Origin of the sequence: Actinoallomurus iriomotensis, assembly GCF_030269445.1 — a bacterium.
Classification (GTDB): domain Bacteria; phylum Actinomycetota; class Actinomycetes; order Streptosporangiales; family Streptosporangiaceae; genus Actinoallomurus; species Actinoallomurus iriomotensis.
In genome coordinates, this window is sequence record NZ_BSTJ01000002.1 from 480458 (window position 1) to 506742 (window position 26285).

The following is a 26285-nucleotide window of genomic DNA, read 5'->3' on the forward strand; positions in this document are numbered from 1 at the left end:
CGGCCGGCGCCTGCGACAGGGCCGGATGCCGAGGCCGACGACATCGGACGGCTCCTCAGGGGTGACGTCACATTGGATATCGCCGTCAGGGTCGACGGCGGCGATGAGGACGGCCGGGTCTACTTGTCCAGGAGTCCGGCCGTGCCCGCCGTCGCCTTGAGTACGTATATCGCTCCTGCCGTGAAGCCGGCCGCCGTGCACCCCATGACCATGACGACTTTGGCCGTGAGGGCGCAACGCCGACGCCGCCGCGCCGTAATTCTGGTCACATATCCCGTCTCCATGCCAACTCCTCTCCTGCGTCCGTAAACCGTTGCGGGTGTCGATATGGAGCGTGGTGGCCCTAAGACGACGATCTGACGCTAGTGCCTGCCGGCTTCCCAGACACCAAGGACTGAGAATTTCCACCCGACTCGACCGGAGTAAAGATCCGAACAATTAGTAAATGCACCCAGAAGCAACAATTTGAAGCGCACAGCGGGCACCTGGCGCCTGACCCGTGCCGGGAAGCGGCTCAAGGTCGCGCTCGAGCCCTTCGCCGGTCTGCCACAGGACGGCCGGGACGGACCGCACGCCAAGGCCGGCGACCACGGTGATCAAGACCGTCAGTATCGTGATCGAGGTGGTCCGATAAGCAACCCCGAGCGCGTTTACAATCACCGCTGAGCGTTGGAACGAAGGAGCCACATATTGGATATCACTGTCTCTACCGTCCATGGCAGGGTACGCGGACTGGAGCGGGACGGTGTCGCGGCCTTTCTGGGAATTCCGTATGCGGCTCCTCCGTACGGCCTTCGCCGCATGCGGCCTCCGCTGCCTCCCGAGTCGTGGTCCGGCGAGCGCGACTGCCGCCGGCACGGGAACTCGATGTTCCAGCCGGGTTATCTTCCCGCTCTGGCCGGGCTCCTGGTGGCGGCGGAAGGTCCCGGTGAGGACTGCCTGAACCTGAACATCTGGACCCCGGCTCCCGGGCGCGCCGGCGGTCGCCTTCCCGTGCTGGTCTGGATTCACGGAGGCGCGTTCCGTAACGGGTCCGGCTCGCTTCCCACCTACGACGGCGGGAAACTCGCCGCTGACGGCGTGGTCTGCGTCAGTATCAACTACCGGCTCGGCGCCGAGGGCTTTCTCCTCCTACCCGACGGCACCGCCAACCTCGGCCTGCTCGACCAGATCGCCGCCCTGCGGTGGGTCCACGAGAACATCGCGGGATTCGGCGGCGACCCGGACAACGTCACCGTCTTCGGCCAGTCGGCCGGTGCCATCAGTATCGCCGCCCTGATGGCCATGCCCCGGGGAAAGGGATTGTTCCGCCGCGCCATCCTGCAAAGCGGTGCCGGACACCACGCCCATTCCGCGCACCTCGGCCGCAAGATCACCGAACGGCTCGCCGCCCTCGCCGGTGTCGAGCACACCACCGAGGCCCTGGCCACGACACCGCCCGAGCGCCTCATCGCCGCCAACGCCGCCCTCTCCCAGGAGATCTCCCGAGCCGCCGACCCGGGTGAGTGGGGCGAGTCCGCCGGCGGCGGCACCACCGTGCTGCCGGTCGTCGACGGAACCACTCTGCCGGCCCGTCCCATCGACGCGATCGCCGCGGGAGCCGGCCACGAGGTCGACGTGCTCACCGGCACCAACGCCGAGGAGTTCCGGCTGTTCCTCGTGCCGTTGGGCATCGCCGATCACATCACGGACGACCTCGTGCGTGGCTTTCTCTCCGCCTTCGGTCTGGACGCCGTGAACGCGCTCGCCGTCTACCGCGCGGCACGTCCGGACGCCTCGCCTGGTGATCTGTTCTCCACCGCGATGACCGACATGGCCTATCGCATCCCCGCCATCCGCCTCGCCGAAGCCCGCGCCGCCCACGGCGCGCCGACCTTCGTCTACGAGTTCGCCTGGCCTTCGCCTGCCCGGGACGGACGCCTGGGCGCCTGCCACATGGCCGAGATCGGCTTCGTCTTCGGCAATCCCACTGACCCCCTCCGCGGGCCGGGTGCTCCCCACGATCTGTCCGACCGGATGCGCGCCGCGTGGACCTCCTTCGCCCGCCACGGACGGCCCGACACGGACCGGCTACCCGCCTGGCCCTCCTACCTTCCGCATCGCTCAGTCCTCCGCTTCACCGGCACGGACTCCGCCGTCGTGCGCGACCCGTCAGGCCGCGAACGCAGGCTCTGGGAAGGGGCCCGATAGCGGATCGGGCGCCCCTCGACCGGTGCGCGTTCTCGGTCTGGGACGCCCGCCCGCGCCGTACGACAGGTGACGTGATCGTCACGGAGAGGATCGCTATCACGATCTCCGCTTCGGGATAACCTCCGTGCGAAATCATGAGCCCCCACCTGGAGACGCCTGTGGCCAGCTCCATTCGCCGTCTTCTCTCCCTCCGTCCATCTCCCGACGTGACCCGCTGCCACACGATCCGCCGTCACTCCGCGCTCGGGCGCTAATGGATCAATCGGTTTCACGGGCCCGCTTACACGAGCGATCAGCTGGCCTTCGCGCGATCGACCGGTTGCTCCACGCGCTCAGAAAGGGTGGCGGCGGTGCACTGTTTCTCACGGGTGACACGGGGCTCGGCAAGACGACGCTGCTCAACCTGGCCGCGCACCGCGCCGGGCCGCGGGTGAAGGTCGCCCGGGCACGCGGGCAGGCGATGGAGGTGGAGCTCCGTCTCGGGCTGGCCGCCCAGGCCCTGGAGCCGCTGGGCGGGCTGCGCCTGGGTCCGTCCGCGATCGCGGCGGAGCCTGCCGAGTCCCGGGTGGCGGTATGGCTTCGAGCCCGGGCATGGCTGGAGACGACCGCGTCGACCACCCCGGTTCTGCTGCTCCTGGATGACCTGCACTGGTCCGACCCGGACTCGCTGGAGCTGATCGCATTCCTCAGCCGGCGGATCCGAGAGGTCCCCGTCGGGATCATCGCCGGGCTGCGGCCGTGGCCGCCCGCCGCGCGGGAGCTGGTGGATCAGCTGGTGGCCGACGGCACCGCGGACAGCGTCGAGCTGGCGCCGCTGTCGCGGCCCGGCGCGCAGTTGATGCTCGCGGAGCTGCTCTCGCGGCAGTCCGAACACCGCGTCCGGGTCGATGGGCCGGACGGCGGAGACCTCGCGAGCCGGGCGTGGACCCTGGCCGGGGGGAACCCGTTCCTCATCGAGCAGCTGGCAAAGATCGTCATCTCTGAGGGGGGCCTGCCCGAGCCCGAGGGCATCGATCTCGGCGAGTTCCGCAGGGTGCTACTGCTGTCGACGTTCGCGGCGCTGCCTTCGCAGGCCATCGAGTACGCCCGCGCCGCCTCGGTGCTCGGCAGCGAGTTCCGGCTGGCCCTCGTACCACCCGTGGCGAGCCTGGATCCCGAACAGGCAGCCGACGGTCTCGAAGCGCTCTTCGGGAACGGCCTGCTGACCGAGACCCGACGTGGTTGGGCGGCTTTCGCCCATCCACTGATCGCGCGAGCCGTCTACGAGGACCTGTCCCCGGTGCGTCGAATCCGGCTGCACGCGCGCGCCTTCGAGCGTCTGGCCGGCCTGGGTGAGGTCTCCCTCGCCGCACATCACGCCGTGGCGGCCGACCTGGTGGGCGACCCGGCCGCGATCGCGGCGGTGACCGCGGCGGGCGACGCCTCGATGTGCGCCGGCGCGGTGCGGCGTGCGGTGGAGCACCTGCAGGCCGCCGTCGAACTGTGCGCGGGCGAGGTTCCCGGGATGCTGTGGCTGCGGCTCGGGGAGGCCTGGCTGGCCGCTGGGCAGCCGACACGGGCCGCCGAATGCTGCCGCTCGGCCGCCTCGACCGCGGACCTGGTCGGTGCGCCCAGGGTGCGCGCGTTGCGGCTGCTCGCAAGGGCGATGGCCTTCGCCAGCGACATCCCGAGCTCCGGACGGGCCGCCGAGGAGGCGCTGGAGTACGCCCGCGCGTCGGCTCCGGAGACGGTGGGCTCGGTCATCGTCGAGCAGGTACACGCGGTGTGGCAGAGCTCCGGCCCGGCACCGGCGTCCGTCCTGATCGACGCTCTGTACGGCGAGAGCGAGCTCCGCGACCCCGGGCTGCGCGCGATGCGGAGCTTCGTCAACTACTACGCCCATGCGGACGCCGGCGCCCTCGATGAGTTGAGCGCGCTCGTGGGCGACGATACGGATCTGAACATCGGTGAGGACCAGAACTCGCCCTTCGACCCCACGCTGCTCTACCTCAGCATCGCCTGCCTCAGTGAGCGGTTCGACGACGAGGAGCGGGTGCGCGGTCGAGCTCGGGAGCGGGCGACGGCCCGGGGACTCATTCATGCGCAGCTCGCCTTGGACATCTCCAAGGTCGACAGCCTGTTGCGCCAGGGCCGGCTGACCGAGGCGCGAGGCGTGCTCGACGATTGCGGGCGGGTCGCGGACGTGGTGCCGTTGATGCACGAAACGATCGACCTCAGCCGTGCCGCCCTGGCCTGTGAGTTCGGTGACACCGGACGGGCCCGCGCGCTCTTGACCGCCGCCGGCCCACCGCACCTGATGTGGATGAGCCGGGTGTGGGCAGCTCATCTGGAAGCCGTGATCAGGCTGAACGACGAGGACACCGACGCGGCCTCCGCCGGTTATCTCGAGCTGGAACGGCTGATCGACGAGCTGGGCGTGCGGGACCCGTGCGTTGTTCCCTGGGCGCCGTTCGCCATCCGCGCACATCTGCGTTCGGACCGTCTGGAGGACGCCGAGCGCGTCTGCGGCCGGGTCGAGGCGGTGATGCATGATCTGCCCGGCATGTGGCCCCGCCTGACCGCGTCGGCCGGGCGAGCGGGCCTGGCCGCGGCCAGGGGCGACAGGCGGAGCGCGTTGGCGCTGTACACCGAAGCGGTGGCCCTTCCCGTTCCGCTGCCGTTGGAACGTGCCCGCGTGCTGCTGGACTCCGGATCATGGCTGCGGCGCGTCAACCAACCTCTGGCGGCCCGCGAGCATCTCGCCGAGGCGCTCGGGATCGCGGAACGGGCCGGCGCGGTCGGGCTCGCGGCGCGTGCCGCGGCCGAGCTGCGGGTGGCCGGAGGACGTCGCCGTTCCCAGCGGGAGCCGCGCGGGCAGCTCACGGCCCAGGAGACGCGAGTGGCATCGCTGGCCTCGCAGGGTCTGACGAACGCCGAGGTGGCGCACCAACTGTCCCTGTCGGTGAAGACGATCGAAACACACCTGACCCGGATCTACCGCAAGCTGAGCGTGCGCTCCAAGCGAGAGCTGCGGGCCCATCTCCCTCGGCCGGAACCTGCCGACCATTGGTCCGGGCTCGGATAAAGATCAGGGCATCCCCCCGACGCAAGGGTGCCCCGAGCGGGCCTCGCCACCAGCCCGCCCGGTCGGATCGGCGCCGCCGCCGGCCGCGGACGGTGCCTAAAACTACGGGACAGTCCCCGATGCAGACCTCAGGGCACACGACCCACGATGGTCCGGCGGCAAGGGAGAAATCGGCTCTGCCGCGATCCCGAGCATGGCTGCGGGGTCGGGACGGCGGACGGGGGCGGAACGTGGCCGTGGCGGAGGTTCGGAACCGCGAAGGCGAGTTCCGGCTTGGCGACCAGCCCATTGCGATCGTCGGGCTCTCCGGGATCTTCCCCCAGGCGCCTGACCTGCGTACCTACTGGAGCAACATCCTCGGCGCCGTCGACTGCACCAGCGAGGTGCCGGCCGACCGCTGGCGGATCGAGGACTACTACGACCCCGACCCCGGTGCCGAGGACAAGACCTACTGCCGGCGCGGCGGATTCATCCCGGACGTGGAGTTCGACCCCCTGGAGTTCGGCCTGCCCCCCAACAGCCTGGAGGTCACCGACGTCGCACAGCTGCTGTCGCTGATGGTGGCCAAGGAGGCGTTGCGGGACGCCGGGTACGCCGAGGCGGATGCCGCACTGCGGGAGCGAACCGCCGTGGTGCTCGGGATCGGCGGTGGCCAGAAGCTGCTCACCCCGCTCACCTCCCGCCTGCAGTACCCGGTGTGGCAGCGGGTACTGCGCGCCGCCGGCCTGACCGAGCCGGAGACCGCCGTGCTGGTGGAGAAGATCAAGCTCGCGTACGTGCCCTGGGTGGAGGCGTCCTTCCCCGGAATGCTGGGCAACGTGATCGCGGGGAGGGTCGCCAACCGGCTCGACCTGGGCGGGACGAACTGCGTGGTCGACGCCGCCTGCGCGTCCAGCTTCGCCGCCCTCAAGATGGCGGTCAGCGAGCTGGTCGAGCACCGGGCCGACCTGGTGATCAGCGGTGGGGTCGACACCGACAACACCATCCTCATGTACATGTGCTTCAGCAAGACCCCGGCGTTCAGCCGGCGGGAACAGGTCCGCCCGTTCGACGCCGACGCCACCGGCACGATGATCGGCGAGGGCCTCGGCATGTACGTGCTGAAGCGGCTGGCCGACGCCGAACGTGACAGGGACCGGATCTACGCGGTGATCCGGGGCATCGGCAGCTCCAGCGACGGCCGCAGCACGAGCATCTACGCGCCGCTTTCCTCCGGCCAGGCGGTCGCGCTGCGCAGGGCGTACCGGGACGCCGGCTGCGACCCGGACAGCGTCGGGCTGGTCGAGGCGCACGGCACCGGCACCGCCGCCGGCGATTCCTGCGAGCTGACCACGCTGCACGAGGTCTTCGCCTCGGCCCCTCCGCACCGCGTCGGGCTCGGCTCGGTCAAGTCGCAGATCGGGCACGCCAAGTCGGCGGCCGGCGCCGCCGGGCTGATCAAGGTGGCGCTGGCGCTGCACCACAAGGTGCTGCCGCCGACGATCAACGTGGACGTCCCGGCCGAGCGACTCCGCGATCCGGGCTCGCCGTTCTACCTGAGCACCGTCGCCCGGCCCTGGCTGAGCCCCGGGGCGCCCCGCCGGGGCGGCGTCAGCTCCTTCGGGTTCGGCGGCACCAACTACCACGTCGTGCTGGAGGAGTACGGCGGGGACCACGACGGGCCCTATCGGTGGCAGCGGCTACCGGAGGCGGTCGTGGTGTGGGCCGACACGCCGAGCGCGCTCGCGGACCGGTGCCGCGAGCTGGCGGGCCGACTGGCCGGACCGGAGCCGGGCGCCGCTCTGGCCGAGCTGGTGGCGCTGCCTCCGCCGCCTCCGGCCGCACCCCGGGTGGGCACGGTGGTGACCGACGCCGCCTCGGCGGCGGAACGGCTGACCAGGGCGGCAGAGCTGATCGGCGCCGAGCCGGACGCGCAGGACTGGCACCGCGAGGACCTCGCGATCGGCTACCGGCGGGCGGCACTCGAGCCGACCGGGCGGGTGGCGGCGCTGTTCCCCGGGCAGGGCTCGCAGTACGTGGGCATGGGCGGGGCGACGACGGCCGCGTTCCCCGAGCTGCGCGCCGCGCTGGCGCTGGCCGACGAGGTCGCCCTGGCCGCCGGCGGATCGCCGATCTCGGAGGTGATCCACCCGCCGCCGGTGCCGGACGCGGACCCCCGGGCGGAGGCTGACCGCCTGCGTCAGACCCAGCACGCGCAGCCGGCCATCGGAGCGGTCAGCCGTGGGCTGTGGACGCTGTTGGTCCGGGCCGGGTTCGGCGCCGACATGCTGGCCGGGCACAGCTTCGGCGAGCTGACCGCGCTGTGGGCGGCCGGGGCGGTGGGCGAGCGGGACATCGCGGCGCTGGCCGACGCCCGTGGTCGTGCGATGGCCGCGCCGACGCCCGGGGCCGGCCCCGGCGGCATGCTGGCCGCGCTCGCGGGTGAGGACGAGGTACGGCGGCTGCTCGCCGCCTCCGGTACGGGCGTGCGGGTCGCGAACATCAACGCGCCGAGGCAGGTGGTGCTGGCCGGGGCCCACGCCGAGCTCGCGACGGTACGGGACGCGCTGGTCAGCGCCGGGATCGGCGTCACCGACCTACCGGTCGCGGCCGCGTTCCACACTCCCCTGGTGGCGCACGCCCGGGAACCGTTCGCGGCGGCGGCCGCCGAAGTCGGCTTCGCCGCGCCCGCGATTCCGGTCTACGCCAACGCGACGGCGGCGCCCTACCCCGCCGAGCCGGAGGCGGTCCGCGACCAGTTGGTCGACCAGATCCTGAACCCGGTGCTGTTCGCGAAGACCGTGGAGAACCTGTACGCCGCCGGGGCGCGGTGCTTCGTGGAAGTGGGTCCGGGCGGCACCTTGGCCGGCCTGGTCCGGCAGACACTGGCCGGCCGGCCCGCCCTGGTGGTGTCGGTCAACCCGGATCAGCGGTCCTGTCCAGTGCGACAGCTGCAGCTCGCGGCCATGCGGCTGCGCGTCGCGGGGCTGGCGCTGCGCCCGTTGGACCGGTACGCGGCCCTTCCGCCGCCGGCAAAGGCTCGCGGCCCGGCGACGGTGCGCATCAACGGCGCCAACCACGTGAGCTCGCGCACCACCGAGAGGTTCGAAGCCGCCCTCGCCGACGGCTTCACGATTCAGCGCCATCGGGACGCAACGGAGGTACGCGCGCCCATGAACCCGACACCAGCCGCCCCGGACTCCGCCGACCCGGTTCCGCCACCGCCCGTGCCACCGCCCGTGCCACCGCCCGTCGCCGTCGCGCAGGCGGCCCCGGCGACCGCCGCGGAGCCCGCTCCGTTCGCGGCGCAACGGGAATCCGAGCGCACCCACGAGCACTACCTGCACCACCAGCGCGAGGCCGCCCGGATGATCACCGATCTCGCGCGGACGGCGGCCAACGGCATCGCGCCGGAAGGCCGGACCACGTTGGCCCGGGCGATGGAGATGCTGCACGAGCAGCAGCTGGCGGTCTCGCGCAACCATGGAACGCACCTCGGTCAGCGGCAGCAGTTCCTCCGCGCGCTTCTCGGCTCAGCCGACGGCACGGTGCCCGGCCCGGTGGTCCACACCGCCCCGCCGGTGCTGGAACCGCCGGTGCTGGAACCGCCGGTCGCTCCGGTCGCGGAGCGTGCGGCCACTCCCCCGGCGGCGGAGGAGGAGCCCGCGACCGCGTTGGCCGAGCCCTTGGTCCCGGTTGCGGAGCCGGCGGCCTCGGTGGCCGAGCCGGGATCCGGTCCGGCCGGCGGGGAGGCCGGCGCGACGTTGCTGGAGATCGTGGCGGACAAGACCGGCTACCCGGTCGACATGCTCGACCTCGACATGGACATCGAGGCGGATCTCGGCATCGACTCGATCAAGCGGGTGGAGATCCTGGGGGCATTGAGCACCCGGTACCCGGAGCTGCCGCCGTTCCGCCAGGAGGAGGTCGGCGAGCTGCGCAGGCTCGGCCAGATCGTGGAGCGGATGGAGCAGTTGCTCGGCCTCCCCGCCGCGGCCGGGACGCCGGCGTCCACGCCGGCGGGGAACGGTGCCGCCCCGGTCGGGAACGGTGCCGCTGCGATCGAGCGCCTGACCGCCGACGGGGCCCGGCTGCGTACGCTGCCCCGGCCCGACACCCTGCTCGTCCCGCCGCCCGAAGGGCACGTCTGCGTGCTGACCTCCGACGGGTCGCCACTCGCCGACTCACTGGCGCGGGCCCTTCGGGCGTGGGGATGGTCGCACGTGGCCGTCCTGCCGCTGTTCGACGCCACCCAGGGGGCACCGGTGCCGGCCGACGGCCGCGACGAGGCGATCAGCGACGCGCTGGTGGGTGTGGAGCGGGAACACGGGCCCATCGGCGGCTTCGTGCACCTGCATCCCGCGACGCCGCCGGGCCCCCACGAGCTGTTCGGCGAGCATGAGCAGACCCTCCTGCGACAGGTGTTCGTGGCGGCCCGGTCGCTGGATGCCGGCCTGGCGCGCTACCACGGCCCGGGCCGGCCGGTGTTCGCCACCGTCGCTCGTCTCGACGGCGGCTTCGGGCTGGCCGGCGACCGGGACTTCTCCGCCGCCGCCGGCGGGCTGTTCGGACTGGTCAAGACGCTGGCGCTGGAGTGGCCGGGCGTGTTCTGCCGCGCAGTCGATCTGCATCCCGAGGTCCCCGCCGAGCGCGCGGCCGAGCTGGTGATCGCCGAGCTGCGCGATCCGGACCGCACGGTCGCCGAGGTGGCACTGACCGCCGACCGCCGGGTTCAGCTCGTGGCCGCGGACGAGGGATCGGCCGAGCCGGCCCCGGCGGTGAGGGGATGAGCCCTCCGGGCCCGGACACGCTTTTCGTGGTCAGCGGCGGAGGGCGGGGGATCACCGCGCGCTGTGTCGTCGAGCTCGCGGGCCGGTTCGGCGGCCGGTACCTGCTGCTCGGGCGCACCGACCCGGGAGCGCCCGAGCCGACCTGGTCGGCGGGCGCGTCCGGCCCGGCGGAACTGCGGGAGGCCGCGCTGCGCGCCCGCGGTGAACATGGACGCCCGACGACGCCGACCGAGCTGGAGCGGTCGGTGGCGGAGGTCGTGGCGAGCCGCGAGGTGCGGGCCACCCTGGACGCGGTCACGCACGCCGGCGGCCGTGCGGAGTACCTGCCCGTCGACGTCACCGACGCGGCGGCGCTGCGGCGTGCGCTGACGCCGGCCCTCGCCGACGGCGCCGGCGAGGTGGTGCTCGTGCACGGCGCAGGCGTGCTGGCCGACCGGCCGATCGGGCGCAAGACCGTCGCCGACTACGAACGGGTGGTCGGACCGAAGGTCACCGGCTTGGTCAACCTGCTGGCGTGCCTGCCGGAGGAGCGGCTCCACCAGGTCGTGCTGTTCTCCTCGGCGGCCGGGTTCTTCGGCAATCCCGGCCAGTCGGACTACGCGCTGGCCAACGAGGTGCTGAACAAGGCCGCGCTGCTGCTGCGCCGGCGCCGGCCGGGGTGCCGGATGCTGGTGCTGAACTGGGGCCCGTGGGATGGCGGCATGGTGACCGGTTCCCTGAGGGCACTGTTCGCCGGGCGCGACGTCCCGTTGATCGATCCGGCCGCCGGTGCCGACCTGCTGGCCCGTGAGCTGGCCCGGCATCCGGGCGGGGACGTGGAGGTCGTGGTCGGCCGGGCGCCGGCGGCACGCCCGTCCCCGATCGGACCGCCGGCCGTGCACCGGGTCCGTCGCCGGCTGGACCCGGCGGCGAACCCGTTCCTGCGTGACCACGTCGTCGACGGCCGCCGGGTGCTCCCGGCGGTCGTGAGCGGCTCGTGGCTGGTCAACTCCGCCGAGGAACTGCTACCCGGGCTCCGAGTCGTCGCAATCCGGGACTTCCGGGTGTTCAACGGGGTGGTGCTGACCGACGACACCCCGGTGGAGCTGACGCTGGAGCTCACGCCCGAGGCGGCCCCGGTGAGCATGGGCGGCGACGACGTGGTGCTCGCCGCCAAGGTGTGGTCGGAGACCGGTTCCGGGTCGCGTCCCCGGTACGGGGCACGCCTCGCCCTCAGCCCGCACCCGCCCGGAGCCCCCCGGGTCGACGCGCCGCCGTCGCCGGTGCCGGGAGCGGCCGAGGGCGAGCGGCTCTACCAGGACGGGACGTTGTTCCACGGACCGCTGTTCCGCGGCATCCGGCGGGTGCTCTCCCACGACGCCTCGCACATCTGGCTCGAGTGCCGGCTGCCCGAGGTGCCGGTCTCCGCACAGGGCCAGTTCCCGGTCCGGTCGGTGAACCACTTCGTGGCCGACGTGGGGTTCCAGGCCATGCTCGTGTGGGTCCGGTTGCACACCGGGATGGCCTCTCTCCCGCTGAGCTGCGCCGGCAGCGACATCTATCGGCCGCTGCCGTTCGACCGTACCTTCTACGCCCGGGCCGAGGTGCGCCGCCACGACGCCGGTTCGATGGCGGCCGACGTCGTCCTGTGCGACGCCGGCGGGCGGGTCCACCTGCGGCTGGCCGGCGCCGAGGTCACGGTCAGCGCGCGGCTCGCGGAGCGCTTCCGCGCGGTGGGAGCGTCGGCATGAACGATCCGGTGGCGGTGGTCGGCCTCGGCTGCGTCTTCCCGGACGCGCCCGATCCGGCTGCCCTCTGGCGCAACCTCCTGGCCGGGAAACGGTCGATCACGCGGGCGACCGCCGCCGACCTCGGGGCCGATCCGGCCGTGTTCCTGGCCTCCGAGCCGACCCCGGACCGCACCTACTGCCTGAACGGCGGGTACGTCCGCCAGCGCGACTTCAACCTCGACGGCTACCGGCTGCCGGCCGACCGGATCGCCGGTTTCGACCCGTCCGGGCTGTGGACCCTGGACGCGGCGCGGCAGGCGCTGGCCGGCCTCGGGCACCTGGACGAGTCCAGCCGGCGGCGCTGCGGGCTCGTGTTGGGCTGTCTGGCGTTCCCCACGCAGGCGTCGGTGGCGGCGCTCGGTCCGGTCTACGAGCAGGGGCTGGCCGCGGCGCTCGCCGATGTGCTCGACGTGCCGGCGCTACGACCGGCGGAGCGGACCCGGATCGGGCGTCTTGAGGGGTCGATGCTCGGCGCCGACCTCGTCGAGTCGGTCAGCGCGGCTCTCGGACTGGGCGGGCCCCGGCTGGTGCTGGACGCCGCCTGCGCCTCCTCGCTCTACGCGATCAAGCTCGGCTGTGATCTGCTCGCCGCCGGGCGCTGCGACCTCGCACTGGCCGGCGGGGTCAGCGGCTCACACCGGCTGCTGATCCATGTCGCGTTCAGCACGTTCCAGGCCTACCCCCGCGATGGGGTGTCGAGCCTCCCGCTGGACGGCTCGTCACAGGGGCTGCTCGCCGGCGAGGGCGCGGGCGTGATCGCACTCAAGCGGCTGCGGGACGCCGAGCGCGACGGCGATGAGATCCACGCGGTGATCCGGGCGATCGGCATGTCCAACGACGGCGCGGGCCGGCACCCGCTGGCGCCGAACCCGGCCACCCAGCGGACGGCCCTGGAGCGGGCGTACGCGGCGGCCCGGATCGATCCCGCCACGGTCGACTACGTCGAGTGCCACGCGACCGGCACCCCGCTCGGTGACCTCACCGAGCTGAACACCATCGAGCGGGTCTTCGGCGCCCGGGTCCCGCTCGTCGGCGCGGTGAAGTCGAACGTCGGCCACCTGCTGACCGCCGCCGGGATGGCCGGCACGCTCAAGGTGATCCTCGCCATGCGGGCCGGCGTGATCCCGGCGACCGCCGGCCTGCGGACCCCGCTGGTCTCCGACGGCGGCGCGGTGGGGCCGGAGCGGATCGTCGGCGCGGCCCGGGAGTGGCCCACCGGCACCGGACCCCGCCGGGCCTCGGTGAACGCCTTCGGCTTCGGCGGCGCGAACGCGCACCTGGTCGTGGACGCGGCGCCGGACGGCGCGTCCCTGAGCGGGCGGCCGCCCGTGCGCCCCCGGCCGGCGGACGTGGCCGTCGTCGGCCTGGCGGGCCTGCTCGGGGACCGGCGGGAGCTGCCCGCCGGGCGCTGGCGGGGGCTGGACGACGACGAGCTGCTCCGCGCGCACGGGTTCGCCGGCGACCCGCCGCCTGGCCGCTACCTGGACGCGGTGGTGGTGGACGCGCTGCGGTTCAAGGCCCCGCCGGGCGCGGCCGACGTGCCGGTCGCGCAGCAGATGATGGTGCTGGACGTGGCCGACCGGGCGCTGCGGGATTCCGGCGTCGAGCCCGGTACGACGGTCGCCGTGGTGGTGGCGATGGCCGGCGACCCGACCCTGCACCGGTTCGTCGCCCGGCTGGAGGCCGGCCGGCGGCTGCCGCACGTGCTCGCACGGGCCGGCCTGGCCGCGGAGCCGGACGAGCTGGCCACGCTCATCACGGCCGCGCGCGACGCGCTGCATGAGGAGCTGGGCGTCAACCGGTACCTGAGCTACATCGGCAACATCATGGCCACCCGGGTGGCCGGCCTGTGGGACCTGCGCGGCCCGGCGTTCACCGTCACCGCCGCCGGCTCGGGCGGGCTGCGCGAAGCCCGGGCGGCCGCCGAGGGCATGCTGGCCCGCGGTGAGGTCGACGCGGCGGTGGTGGCGGCCGTGGACCTCGCCGGTGCCCCGGAGGTGGTGCTGGCCACCGGTCCGGCCGGCGAGCCGGTGGACTGCGCCGCCGCGCTGGTCGTGGTGCCGGCCGGAGGCCCCGCCGACCCGCGCGGGCGCCGGTACGAGCTGCCCGACGGGCTGGACGACTGCCGGGCCCTGGCCGCGTATGCGGTGGCTCACCAGCGCGAGGTCGCGGTCATGCCCCGGGTCGCCACCCGGATCGCCACCGGCGGTCCCCGGCTGCGCGAATCGCTGGCCGCCGCCGGGTTGCCGCGGCCCCGGCGGGCACCCGGCGTGTCGGGGGCGCGGCCGGCGCCCGCCGCCCCGCCGCCGCAGGCCGCCACCGGACCCGGTCACGAGGACTTCCTGCGCGCCCGCCAAGCCGGCCGGATCGCGCCGGCGGGTGGCCGGGGCCGGCGTGAGGGCGGTCCTCGGGCGGCCGGCGTGGTCTGGGACCGGCAGGACCTGCTGGAGTTCGCGCGCGGTGACGCGGCGGCGGTGTTCGGTCCGGAGTTCGCCGAGATCGACCAGCACCGGCGCCGGGTCCGGCTGCCGATGCCGCCGTACCTGCTGGTCGATCGGGTGACCCGGCTGGACGCCACCCCGAACGTGCTGGGGCCCTCGGCGTTGACCACGGAGTACGACGTGCCGAGGGCGGCCTGGTACGCCGTCGACGGCCAGGTTCCGTGGTCGGTCACGATCGAGTCCGGTCAGTGCGACCTGCTGCTGATCTCCTACCTCGGAGTCGACTTCGGCAACCGGGGCGAGCGGGTCTATCGGCTGCTGGACTGCACCCTCACCTTCCTCGGCCGGCTGCCCCACGAGGGCGACACCCTGCGCTACGACATCCACATCGACTCCTTCGCCCGCACCGCCGACACGCTGCTGTTCTTCTTCCACTACGACTGCTTCGCGGGCGAGCGCAAGATCATGGAGATGCGCGGCGGGTGCGCCGGGTTCTTCACCGACGAGGAGCTGGCGCAGGGCAAAGGGGTGCTCGGCGGGCGGTCCCGGGTGGATCTCGGGCGGGCCCGGTTCGAGCCCCCGCTGCGCACCGACCGGGTCACCCTGGACGCCGCCGACCTGGACCGGCTCAGCGACGGCGCGTTGGCGGCGGTGTTCGGGCCGGAGTACGACCAGGGCGGGCGCAACCCCGCGCTGCGGCTGGCGCCGTCGAGGATTCGGATGCTGGACCGGATCGTCCGGCTGGACCCGGCCGGTGGCCCGCGCGGGCTGGGTGAGATCGTCGGTGAGAAGGACCTGCGGCCGGACGACTGGTACTTCCCCTGCCATTTCCTCGGCGACCCCGTGCTCGCCGGGTCCCTGATGGCCGAGGGCTGCGTTCAGCTGCTCCAGACCCACCTGCTGGCGCTGGGCCTGCAGACCCTGGTCGAGGACGCCACGTTCGAACCGGTGGTCGGGGTGCCGCAGCGGGTGCGCTGCCGCGGCCAGGTCACGCCGGCCGATCGGCTGCTGACCTACCGGGCGCGCCTGGTCGAGGTGGAGCTGGAACCGAACCCGTACGCGAAGGCCGACGTCGACGTGGTGCTGGACGGCCGGGTGATCGTCGCGTTCGAGGGTCTCGCGGTACGCCTGGCCGGCACCCCGGTCCGAGCGAGCCGGGCGCTGTTCGGGCCGCGGGAGCTGGCCGAGTTCGCGACCGGGTCGATGACGGCCTGCTTCGGACCGGAGTACGACTGCTACGCCGAACGCCGCGTCCCCCGGATCCCGAACGGCGACCTGCACCTGATGAGCCGGGTGGTCTCGATCGACGGCACCCGCCACGACTTCCGGATCGGCACCGAGCTGCTCGCGGAGTACGACGTGCCGGCCCGGCCGTGGTTCGACCCGGACGGTGGCCGCGACTCGCTGCCGTACTCGATGCTGATGGAGATCGCCCTGCAACCGTGCGGGTTTCTCTCCGGGTGGCTGGGCTCGACGCTGGCCACCCCGGACGAGGACCTCTACTTCCGCAACCTCGACGGGGACGCCCGCCTGCTCGCCGACCCGGCCCTGGCCGGGCGGACCGTGTGGACCCGGGCCCGGCTGTGCGCCTCGACCGCCCTGGAGGGCGTGATCATCCAGAAGTTCGACTTCGTGCTCGGCTGCGCGGACGTCCCGATCTACCGCGGTAGCACGGCCTTCGGCTACTTCCGCCGAGACGCGCTGGCCAACCAGATCGGCCTGGACGGAGGCCGGCGGAAACCGGCGTGGTCGACCGGCACTGCGGCCCCGTTCGATCCCGCCGGCTCGCGCCTGCCGATGCCTGACGGGCAGCTCGACCTGCTCGACGAGGTGACCGTGGCACTCGACGGCGGCACCCGGCGGCGCGGCTGCGCCTGGGGCCGGACCAAGGTCGACCCGTCGAGCTGGTTCTTCGACGCGCACTTCTTCCAGGACCCGGTGATGCCCGGCTCGCTCGGGGTCGAGGCCCTTCTGCAGGCCCTCAAGGCCTACACCGCGGCGGCCGGACTGGGTGCGCGGTTCGCCCGGCCGCGGTTCGCCCAGGCGGTCGAACATCGCACCGTCTGGAAGTACCGGGGGCAGATCGTGCGCACCGACCGGGAGATGCTGGTGGAGGTGCACGTCACCGAGGTCCGGGATGAGGACGACCGGGTGGTGGTGATCGGCGACGGCGACCTCTGGAAGGACGGCCTGCGGATCTACCACGTCGCCGGCCTGGCGGTGGCCGTCGTCGAGGCGGGCGCATGACCTCCCCGGGCGCGCTGGTCGCGGGCCGTCCCGGGCCGGCCCGGGACGAGGCCGGCATGCGTCGCCTGCTGGCCCGGCTGGACGAGCCGGTCCAGGTGGTCCGGGACGCGTCGGGGATCGGCGTACTCGGTGGCGCGGGCGAGCGGTCCGGCACGGAGGTGCTGGCCGAGGCGCCGGCGGCGCCGCCGGAGACCCTTGGCGATCCCGGCTTCCGCCGCCGCCACGGGGTGGCGCGGTGCTACGCCGCCGGCGCGATGGCAGGCGGTATCGCCACCGAGGAACTGGTGATCGCGCTCGGCCGCGACCGCGTCCTTGGCTCCTTCGGCGCGGCCGGCCTGCTGCCGGACCGGATCGAGGCGGCCATCGCCCGGATCACCGACGCGCTCCCGTGCGGGCCGTACGCCTTCAACCTGATCCACAGCCCGGCCGAGGAGGCCCTGGAACGCCGGACCGTCGAGCTTTACCTCGCCCACGGCGTCCGTACCGTTGAGGCGGCCGCGTTCCTCACGCTCACCCCGCACGTGGTGCGGTATCGGGTGGCCGGGCTGTCCGAGGAGCCGTCCGGAGCGGTCCGTATCGGCAACCGGGTGATCGCCAAGGTGTCCCGCCGCGAGGTGGCCCGGCACTTCCTCAGCCCGCCCCCGCCGGAGCTGGTGGCGGCGCTGGCCGGTCAGGGGCTGGTCACCGCCCGGCAGGCGGAGCTGGCGGCCCGGGTGCCGATGGCCGACGACGTCACCGTGGAGGCCGACTCCGCGGGGCACACCGACAACCGGCCGCTCGTGGTGCTGCTGCCCTCGATCGTGGAGCTGCGCGACGAGCTGCAGGCCAGGTACCGCTTCGCCGAGCCGGTCGGCGTGGGTGCGGCCGGCGGGATCGGCACCCCGCACGCCACGCTGGCCGCGTTCGTCCTGGGCGCCGGGTACGTGGTCACCGGGTCGGTCAACCAGTCGTGCGTCGAGGCCGCCGCGTCGGCGCACACCAAGCGGCTGCTGGCCGAGGTGGACCTGGCCGACGTGGCGATGGCGCCGGCCGCCGACATGTTCGAGCTCGGCGTACGGCTGCAGGTGGTGAAGCGGGGAACGCTGTTCCCGGTACGGGCGCAGCGGCTGTACGCGCTGTACCGGGCGTACGACGGGCTGGAGCAGATCCCCGCCGACGAGCGGGCCAGGCTGGAGCGGCAGGTCTTCCGGCAGAGTCTCGACGAGGTATGGCGGGGCACTCGGGAGTACTTCGCGGCCCGGGACCCGGCCCAGGTGGTCCGCGCCGAGCAGGACCCGAAGCGGCGGATGGCGCTGGTGTTCCGCTGGTACCTGGGCCGCTCGTCGCGCTGGTCGAACGTCGGTGAGCCGGGCCGGGAGGGTGACTACCAGATCTGGTGCGGCCCGGCGATGGGTGCCTTCAACGACTGGGTGCGCGGCAGCCACCTCGCCGACCCGGCCGACCGCCGGGTGGTGGACGTGGCGCGGCACCTGATGACCGGGGCGGCCTATCTGCGCCGGGTGGCGCACCTGGACGCGCTGGGCGTGACGCTGCCGGCCGCGCTGCGGCGCTACCGGCCGGAACCCGGGGCACCGGCGCCCCGGGCGGTGCCGTGCTGACCCGGGGCCGGGCGCCCCGGCCCGAACGGCCGGGTGCCGGGCGCGATCCGTACGCTTCCCGCTCCGCCACGGCACACCGGCCGGGGCGTCGCCGGGGCAGGGTCTCGACGCTGGTGGCCCTGCGGCGCACCGGGAGCAGCCCGCCGCTGTTCGTGGTGTGCGCCGGACACGGCGACGTGCTCGCGGTCGCGCAGCTGGCCCGGCTGCTGGACGACGAGCAGCCGTGTTATGCCCTGCAGGCGCCGCTCGACCTGGACCTGCCCCGCGCCGAGCTGTTCGACGCCCTGCTGAACCGCTACCTGGCCGACATCGCGTCGGTCTCCCCGGCCGGACCACTGGTGCTCGCGGGTAACTCCTGCGGCGGCTACCTGGCCCTCGAGCTGGCGCGCCGGATGCGCCACGACGGCCCTCCCCCGCTGGTCGCGCTGCTGGACACACCCTGCCGGATCACCGGCGCCGGCTACGCGGCCGACCGGTTCGGCCGGTGGCTGGCCCGGCGCGCGAGCTTCGCCGACCGGGACGGTGCGCCCCGCTGGATACGGACCGCGTACGCGATGTGGACCGACCGGGGCCACGAGGTTCACGTGCGGGCCACGGCCGGGTACCGCCCGGCGCCCTACCCCGGCCCGGTGGTGCTGTTCCGGGCCCAGGTGTGGCGGCTGCGCGGACTGACGCCGAGCGGGGTGTACGTGTCCGCGCGCCGGTGGGCCTCGGTGACCAGGGCGGGGTTCGACGTGGTCGACGTGCCCGGGCACCACTGGAGTTTCCTGCGCGAGCCGAGGGTGCGAGTCCTCGCCGACCGACTGGGGGCCGTGCTGGCCGGGACGGAGGTACCACGGTGACCGCGGATGTCACACCGGACTGGAGCGATGTCTCCGATCCCGGGCTGCGGCAGGTGCTGGGCGAGCTGGTGTCGGCCGCCTACCGGGTGGCGCGCACTCGCTCGAGCCGCGCGGCGCACGGTGTCGGGGTCGCCGCCGGCGGCCGGCTGCGGGTGCTCGACGACCCCGCGCTGCCGGCGCACCGGGTGCTCGACCCGGGCGCGGAGTACCGGGTGCTGCTCCGGCATTCCAACGCCCGCGGCTTCGCCGACGACGCGGTGCTGGACGGCCGGGGCGCCGCGCTGCGGCTGCTGGGGCCCACCGGCGACACGTCGCCGCTGGTGGATCTGGTGCTGGTCACCGGGGAGCGGTTCGTGTCCCCGCACGCCGCCGCGTTCGCCGAGTGGACCCGGGCGACGGCAGCCGGACGGTCCGCCCTGATGACGGACGACCCGGGCATCGCGCAGGCCCTCACCGAGCTGATCCGGGACCCGGACTCCTACCTGGACGTGTACTACTACTCGCAGGTCGCCTACCGGTTCATCGGCCGTGACGGGATCCCCAGGCTGGTCCGGTACCGGCTGCGGAGCGCCGACGGCGGTCCGGACGGCGGCCGCGTCGACCCGGCGCACCTGCGGCTGCCGCAGGTGCGCCGGGACGGTGACCCGCGTGCCGGCGACCACCTGCGCGACGAGTTCCGCCGGCGGGTGCGGCGCGGCGACGCCCGGTACCTGCTGGAGCTGCAGCTGCGACCCGACGAGGGCGACCGGGAGGCACTGGATCCGACCCGGCCCTGGCCGCCCGAGCGGTTCGCCTGGGTGGCAGCCGCCGAGGTGGAGCTCGACCACCTGACCGACCCCGCCGCGGCCGAGATGCTGACCTTCAATCCAGGCCACGCCCCGCCGGAGCTGGCTCTGATCCCGGCCACCTCGGCCACCGACCCGGCGTCGGTCAACCATGTCCGGGCGGTCGCCTACCGGGCCTCCGCACACGCCCGGCTGGGCCTGCCCATCGACGCGACGCTGAGTGCGCTGGTCGCCGGGCGGCGGCCGGTGGACGACCTGCCGCCCCCGCTCGCCGGGCTGCGAGAGGCCCTGGTCGGTGCCACCCTCGACATGCACCGGCTTCGCTGGCAGGACTCCGCCGACCCGGTGGCGGACATCCTGGCCGTGCTGGCCGGCGGACCGCTCGCCCGGCACGAGCCGGCGCTGGCCCGCGTGGCCACGGGGCTGCGGGCCGCGGCCGACGCCGGCCGCCCGGACGCCGGCGCGGTCCCCGACGGCTTCCGGGCCATGCTGGACCGGCTGACCGCCGGCTTCCACCGCGCCGAAGCGGGGAGCATGGCCGCGCTGGCGGACGTGCTCACCGCCTACCGCCCGGTGTGCATGGAGACGATCTTCTGGAACGGGGTACTGACCTGCCGGTACTACCGCGACCACGGCGAGTACCTGGCCTACGCCGAGCGGGTCACCCGGGTGCTGCCGGCGCTGTCCCGGCTGGCCCTGGCGGTGCCGGTGGGCGACGACCAGGTGCTCGCCGTCGCCCGGTTCGCCAGCGTCGACCCGGGCACCGCGAGCGCCGTGCTGTCCGAGTACACCTGCACGGCGGTGCGGGACGGCGACCGGTGGGCGTTGCGTGCGGTGCTGGAGACCGAGTACCTGGAGCGGCCGGTCACCGCCGAGCAGGACGCCGACACGGTGGTCGAGGACTACTTCGCCCGGCCGGTCGACCAGGCCGAGCGGCACGCCAAGCTGGCTCTCGCCGTGGCCGCCGGGCTGCTGGTCGAGGAGTGGGAGCACGCGCTGGCCCGCTTCGACGACGGCCCACGCCGGGTGTGCGTGATCGGCGCCGGGCCTGCCGGGCTGGTCGCGGCACACGAGTTGCACCGGCGCGGCCACCGGGTGACCGTCCTGGAGCAGGCGGACGCGGTGGCCGGCAAATGCGCCTCGGTCGCGGTGGACGGCCGCTGGTACGACCTCGGCGGGCATCTGTGCATCGGTGAGCACACGTACGTGCGGCAGCTGGCCGCCGAGGTCGGCGCCGGGACCGAGCCGGCCACACCGGCGCACGTCGTCGACGCCGGGACCGGCTCGATCGTACGGAGGCGGGGGCTGCTGCTGGACACCGCCGCCATCCGGACGTACCAGCGGCTGCGGGACGCCGAGTTCCCGGGGATCGGCGGCTCAGGGCTGGTGGACGCCGGTCGGAGCCTGGACCTGCCGGCGGCGCGGTGGGCCACGGACCGGAACTTCGCGGCGTTGACCGCGCTGGTTCCCGGCTACACCGGCTCCGGTTATGGCTTCCTCGGCTCGGCTACGCTGCCCGCCCTGTACCCGCTGCGGTTCGCGGAGTTCGCCGGGGTGTTCTCCTTCCTGGGCGCGGACGCCGAGTCGGCCGCCCGGCACACCCGGTGGACGGTCGCCGGCGGGTTCATGGACCTCTGGCGGCGGGTGGCCGCCCGGCTGCCGGACGTACGCGTCGGTCAGCGGGTGGAGTCGGTGACCCGCGCCGACGGCCGGGTGCGGGTGCGCACCCGGGACGGTGAGGAGGAGTTCGACGACCTGGTGCTGGCGATGCCGCTGGACCGGACCGGAGAGTTCCTCGACCTCGGCGACGAGGAGCGCGAGCTGTTCGCCCGCATCCGGTACCTGGACTACTGGACGGTGGTGGCCGAGGCGACGGGGCTGCCGCGTGAGGGCTTCTACCTGGTGGACCGGCACGTCGACGACCCGGCCACCGTCGGCCACTGCGTGTCGTTCCACCACCGCTACCCGGACACCGACGTGTACACCTTCTACGGCTACGGCCGCCCCGGGCAGACGGCCGGCGAGCTGCAGCGGACGCTCGCCGAGGACGTGCGGCGGATGGGCGGGCGGCTCGAAGCGGTGCACACCTCGCGCCGCTGGGACTATTTCCCGCACGTCGAGGCCTCCGACGCCGCCGCCGGGTTCTTCTCCCGGTTGGAAGGGCTGCAGGGCGCGCGGAACACCTGGTATGCCGGGTCGCTGCTCGCGTTCGAGCTGGTGGAGCCGACGGCGGTACACGCTCGGGAGCTGGTGCGCCGGCACTTCCCGGCTCTCGCCGGAACGCCCGGGGCCGAGCCGGCGTCCGCGCCGCCGCCGGCCGCGCCGACGCACGCCGGTCCGCTCCTCGCCGGGGTGCCGGACCATGCCGAGATCCGGGACTGGATGCGCGCTCAGGTGGCCCGGCGGCTGGGCCTGGCGGTGGCGGAGGTCGACGCGGACGCGCCGCTGGACGCCTACCCGCTGGAGTCGCTCGCGATCGTGCAGCTGATCGCCGAGATGTCCGCCTGGCTGGACTGGGAGATCGCTCCGGCGGTCCTCGTCGAGTACCCGACGATCGACGAGGTGGCTCGGGCCATCGCGGACGACCTGGCCGCCGAGAGCGCTCTCGCCGCCGGCCCCTCGCGGGCCTGACATGGCGACGATACCGCTGGCCGTGATCGGCCTCGCCGCCCGCTTCGGCGGGTTCGGCGACCTCGACGCCGTGGAGGCCGCGCTGTACGACGGCCGCCGTCGTCCGGCCGAACCCTCCGAGAACACCGCCGCGGCCGCCGAAACGGCCGAACCGGAGACGGCCACCGCGCTCGCCCGGGCGGCGCTGACCGACTGCCGGGCGCCGGCCGGCGGCCCGATCGCGGTACTGGCCGGCGCGGCCGACGCCGGCGCCGCCGATGGCATCGCCGCCCTGGTCTCCGCCCGTCTCCGGCTCACCGGCCCGACGCGGGGACGGGCGCTGTCGGTGCTGCGCACCGGGTGGCCGGACGACGCCGCCGAACCGCTGCGCTCCGGGACGGCCGCCCAGGTGCTGCTCGTCGCCACCGACAGGCGCGGCGGCGGGGTGGCGTTCGTGCTGGCGCCGGCCACCGCCGGAGCCACCGGCTACGCCGTGCTGGAGGAAGTGGTGACGGCACCGTTCCCGGCGACCCGGCCCCCGCTCGGATCGAGCCACGTCGAGCTGGACTGCCCGCCGTCGGCGTTGGACCGGGCAGCCGCAGTGCTGGACGCGCTGATCCCGGCCCCGGCCCGGCCGGCCCTCGGCGCGGTCCCGGGGCGCGCGGTGGAGCAGGCGCTGGGCTGGGCCGAGGCGGTGGTGCGCGCCGTCCTCGCGCTGCGCGGCAACTTCATTCCGGGCACCCGGGCGGACGACCCGGTGCGGGCAACGGCCCGCCAGTCCGGCATCGAGCGGCGATTCCCGGTGGCGCCACGACCGTGGCTGCGCGGGGGCCGAGAGCCGCGCCGGTCGGCGGTGCTGGCCGTTGAGCCCGCGCGGCTACTGGTGTTCACCGACACGGCCGTCCCGCAGCCGCGCCGTACCGCCCTGGTGCCGACCACGCCGGTGACCCTGGTGGCGGTGCGCGCCGCCGACCCGTCCGACCTGGCGGCCCGGCTGGACGCGCTGGACGACGACCCGGGGGCCGCCCTGAGCCGGGCCCGGACCGGGCACGTCGAGGGACCCCCGGCCGGGGCGCTGCACCTGGGGGTGGTCGCCGCGGACGCCGCTCAGCTGCGCGCCGAGGTCGAGGCCTGCCGGCGGGCGCTCGGCGAGGGGCGGCTGGAGCTGTCCACCCCGAGGGGCAGTGCGCTGACCGGCCGCCCGCTCGGCGGCGCGGGATCGGTGGCGTTCATGTACCCGGGTGCGTTCTCCGCTTATCCGGGTGCCGCGCGGAACGCCTTCCGGCTGTTCGAGCCGACCCTGCACGGCATGGCGGCCATGACCTCCGACCCCGCCGGGATATTCGCGGTGGACCGGCTGTACCCGTGCTTCTCGGGGCGTCCGACGGCCCGGGAGATCGCGGCCACCGAGCGGGCGCTGGCCGCCGAACCCTCCGCTCTCATGGCGGCGAGCATGTCCTACGCGGTGTTGTTCACGCGCGCGCTGCGCGAGGTGTTCGGAGTGCGGCCGGCGGTGGCGTTCGGCTACAGCCTCGGCGAGTCCAGCATGCTGCGCGCCCTCGGTGTCTGGGCCGCCCCGGACGCCGACGCGCGGATGGCCGAGCTCCGCGATTCCCCGCTGTTCCGCACCCGGCTCAGCGGGCCACTGGACGCGGTGCGGGAGTACTGGGCCCGGCTGCCGGAACCACCCGCGCGGCCTGGGTGGGAGGTGCTGGTGCTGCTCGCCGCTCCGGACGAGGTTCGGGCCGCGATCACCGCACCGGACCGTACCTGGATCTCCATCATCAACGGGCCGCGCGAGGTGGTGGTGTGCGGCGACCCCGGCGGTTGCGCGAAGCTGGTCGCGCGGCTGGGCTGCGAGCACGTCCGGCTGCCCTACCAGCAGGTGCTGCACGCGCCGCCGGCGGAATCCGAGCTCGCCGCGTTCGTCACCCTCAACCGCAACGTCACCACGGCGGTGGACCGGCCGGTGTTCCTGTCCGCCGCGGTCGCCGGTCCCCTGGAGCTCGAGGCCGAGTCGGTGGCGCACCGGCTGGCCGAGATGTCGGTCCGCCATCTGGACTTCCGGGCCCTGGTGGAGCGCGCCCACGCGGCGGGGGCGCGGGTGTTCGTCGAGGTCGGCCCGGCGGGGATGCTCACCCGGCTGGTCGAGGCGACCCTCGCCGGCCAGGACCACGTGGCGATCCCGCTCGACCGCAAAGGGGTGGACGCGCAGTCCTCGCTGGTGCGGGCGCTGAGCCGGCTGCACGCCCACCACGTACCGCTCGACCTCTCCGGCTGGGGGTCGGGCCACGCGACCGACACGAGGGGCGGGTGAGGACGGTGCGCACCGAGGCGGCCGTGATCCGGGGAACCGGGCGGGAGTGGGAGATCGTCGAGCTGGACCTCGACCCGCCGGCCCCGCGCGAGGTCCGGGTGCGGATGCTCGTGGCCGGGCTCTGCCACTCCGACGAGCATCTGCGGCACCTGCCGGCCGGCACACTGCCGGTCCGCTACCCGATGGTCGGCGGTCACGAGGGCGCCGGCGTGGTGGAGGAGGTCGGTGAGGGCGTGACCCGGGTCCGTCCGGGCGACCACGTGGTCTGCTCCTCGGTGCCGGCGTGCGGCACCTGCCGACGCTGCGGGCAGGGCCGGCAGAACCTGTGCGAGCTGGGTGGCAACGGCCTCGACGGCGCGCTCTACACACCGGCCGGCGGGTACCGGTTCCACGCCGACGGGCAGGATTTCGGCGGGATGAGCTACCTGGGCACCTTCGCCCGGTACGCGGTGGTGGCCGAGGCATCGCTGGTGCCGGTCGGCCCGGACATCCCGTTCGAGGCGGCGGCGCTGATCGGGTGCAGCGTACTCACCGGGTGGGGCACGGTGGTCCGGGCCGCCGAGGTGCGACCGGACGAGACAGTGGTGATCTATGGCATCGGCGGCAGCGGCGTGCACGCGGTCCAGGGCGCGCGCTGGGCGGGGGCCCGGCACATCGTGGCCGTCGACCCGGTCGCCTCGCGGCGGGACACCGCCGAGGAACTCGGCGCCACGCACACCGCCGCGGACGCCGAGCAGGCGCATCGCATCGTCGCCCAGCTCACCGCGGGGCGCCTGGCCGACCACTGCGTGGTGCTGGTCGGCACGGTCACCCCGGAGGTGGTGTCCCGGGCCGTCGACGTGATCGGCCGTGGCGGCACGGTGACCCTGGCCGGGATCGGCGACCCGACCGAGAACACCGTGCAGCTCAACGGCACCCTGCTCGCGCTGCGCCACAAGCGACTGCAGGGCGCGCTGTTCGGCGGCGTCAACACCCTCACGGACGTCCCGCTGATCGTGGACCTCTACCGGCGCGGGGAGATTCAGCTGGACAGCCTGGTCAGCGGCCGCTACCGGCTCGCCGACATCAGCGAGGGCTATCGCCGGTTGCACGGCGGGCACGGAGTCCGCCACCTGATCGTCCATGAGCACGATCCGGCATGACCGAGGAGGAGCGGATGGAGTTCGGCGAGTTCGTGCTGGCCGGGGTGAAGGACTGGAACGCCGGGAACAGGGAGTCGTTCCTGACCCGGTACGGCCCCGGCTCCGGGTTCACCGGCCCGGGCGGGTCGACGCTGAGCGGCGTGAAGGGTGCCGCGCTGTTCTACGACACCTACCACTCGGCGTTCCCGGACTGTGAGCTGCGGCCGGAGAACATGTTCACCGACGGCGAGCAGGGCTGCGTCGAGGGCACGTTCACCGGCACCCACCTGGGTGAGCTGAAGCTGGCCGACGGCCGGGTCATCGCCCCCACCGGCAACCGCGTCGTCGTGCACTACGCCGAGCGCTGGGTGGTCCGTGACGACGTCGTCTCCTACATCCGGCTCTACTACGACCAGGTGGAGCTGCTCACCCAGCTCGGCGTGGAGACGGTCGGACCGCGGTGAGCGGCGACCGTCGGTGATCGCGGACACCGTCCTTGACGCGTGATCAGCCGGACTGCTTACCTCTTGTT

At 74.0% G+C, this 26285-nt stretch carries 11 protein-coding genes; all 11 read left to right on the plus strand.

Annotated elements, in window-relative coordinates; translation table 11 throughout:
• Positions 1-690 precede the first annotated feature (690 nt).
• The 11 genes from QSK37_RS11025 to QSK37_RS11075 all read left to right on the plus strand — a co-directional run bounded on the left by QSK37_RS11025 (position 691) and on the right by QSK37_RS11075 (position 26217).
• Positions 691-2190 carry a carboxylesterase/lipase family protein gene (locus QSK37_RS11025; protein WP_285619545.1) on the plus strand — a complete coding sequence of 500 codons (1500 nt, stop codon included), beginning with the start codon at positions 691-693 and terminating at the stop codon, positions 2188-2190.
• 253 nt (positions 2191-2443) lie between these two features.
• Positions 2444-5254 carry an ATP-binding protein gene (locus tag QSK37_RS11030; protein ID WP_285619546.1) on the plus strand — a complete coding sequence of 937 codons (2811 nt, stop codon included), beginning with the start codon at positions 2444-2446 and terminating at the stop codon, positions 5252-5254.
• Positions 5255-5490: 236 nt separating this feature from the next.
• The gene (locus tag QSK37_RS11035) at positions 5491-10023 is read left to right on the plus strand and encodes a type I polyketide synthase (protein WP_285619548.1); all 4533 of its coding nucleotides are present in this window, start codon (positions 5491-5493) and stop codon (positions 10021-10023) included.
• Positions 10020-11753: an SDR family NAD(P)-dependent oxidoreductase gene (locus tag QSK37_RS11040; protein ID WP_285619550.1), complete on the plus strand. Its 1734-nt coding sequence runs from the start codon at positions 10020-10022 to the stop codon at positions 11751-11753. Before QSK37_RS11035 ends, QSK37_RS11040 begins: the two co-directional genes overlap by 4 nt.
• A complete protein-coding gene (locus QSK37_RS11045; RefSeq protein ID WP_285619552.1) occupies positions 11750-16480 on the plus strand; it encodes a beta-ketoacyl synthase N-terminal-like domain-containing protein in 4731 nt (1576 codons plus the stop codon). The genes QSK37_RS11040 and QSK37_RS11045 overlap by 4 nt, the downstream gene beginning before the upstream one ends.
• On the plus strand, positions 16477-18078 hold the full coding sequence (locus tag QSK37_RS11050) for a PfaD family polyunsaturated fatty acid/polyketide biosynthesis protein (RefSeq protein ID WP_285619554.1): 1602 nt from the start codon (positions 16477-16479) through the stop codon (positions 18076-18078). The genes QSK37_RS11045 and QSK37_RS11050 overlap by 4 nt, the downstream gene beginning before the upstream one ends.
• A 113-nt stretch (positions 18079-18191) precedes the next feature.
• Positions 18192-18920 carry a thioesterase domain-containing protein gene (locus QSK37_RS11055; protein WP_285619555.1) on the plus strand — a complete coding sequence of 243 codons (729 nt, stop codon included), beginning with the start codon at positions 18192-18194 and terminating at the stop codon, positions 18918-18920.
• Positions 18917-22336 carry an FAD-dependent oxidoreductase gene (locus QSK37_RS11060; RefSeq protein WP_285619557.1) on the plus strand — a complete coding sequence of 1140 codons (3420 nt, stop codon included), beginning with the start codon at positions 18917-18919 and terminating at the stop codon, positions 22334-22336. Before QSK37_RS11055 ends, QSK37_RS11060 begins: the two co-directional genes overlap by 4 nt.
• 1 nt (position 22337) lies before the next feature.
• A complete protein-coding gene (locus QSK37_RS11065; protein ID WP_285619558.1) occupies positions 22338-24632 on the plus strand; it encodes a hypothetical protein in 2295 nt (764 codons plus the stop codon).
• A complete protein-coding gene (locus QSK37_RS11070; RefSeq protein ID WP_285619560.1) occupies positions 24629-25774 on the plus strand; it encodes an NDMA-dependent alcohol dehydrogenase in 1146 nt (381 codons plus the stop codon). The genes QSK37_RS11065 and QSK37_RS11070 overlap by 4 nt, the downstream gene beginning before the upstream one ends.
• Positions 25771-26217 (plus strand): ester cyclase, encoded by a 447-nt coding sequence (locus tag QSK37_RS11075; protein WP_285619561.1) that lies wholly within the window; start codon positions 25771-25773, stop codon positions 26215-26217. Before QSK37_RS11070 ends, QSK37_RS11075 begins: the two co-directional genes overlap by 4 nt.
• Positions 26218-26285 lie beyond the last annotated feature (68 nt).

Coding starts and splice junctions, on each gene's coding strand:
- QSK37_RS11045 (WP_285619552.1), top strand. CDS start 11,750: ATGAACGATCCGGTGGCGGTGGTCGGCCTCGGCTGCGTCTTCCCGGAC.
- QSK37_RS11040 (WP_285619550.1), top strand. CDS start 10,020: ATGAGCCCTCCGGGCCCGGACACGCTTTTCGTGGTCAGCGGCGGAGGG.
- QSK37_RS11065 (WP_285619558.1), top strand. CDS start 22,338: ATGGCGACGATACCGCTGGCCGTGATCGGCCTCGCCGCCCGCTTCGGC.
- QSK37_RS11050 (WP_285619554.1), top strand. CDS start 16,477: ATGACCTCCCCGGGCGCGCTGGTCGCGGGCCGTCCCGGGCCGGCCCGG.
- QSK37_RS11030 (WP_285619546.1), top strand. CDS start 2,444: ATGGATCAATCGGTTTCACGGGCCCGCTTACACGAGCGATCAGCTGGC.
- QSK37_RS11075 (WP_285619561.1), top strand. CDS start 25,771: ATGACCGAGGAGGAGCGGATGGAGTTCGGCGAGTTCGTGCTGGCCGGG.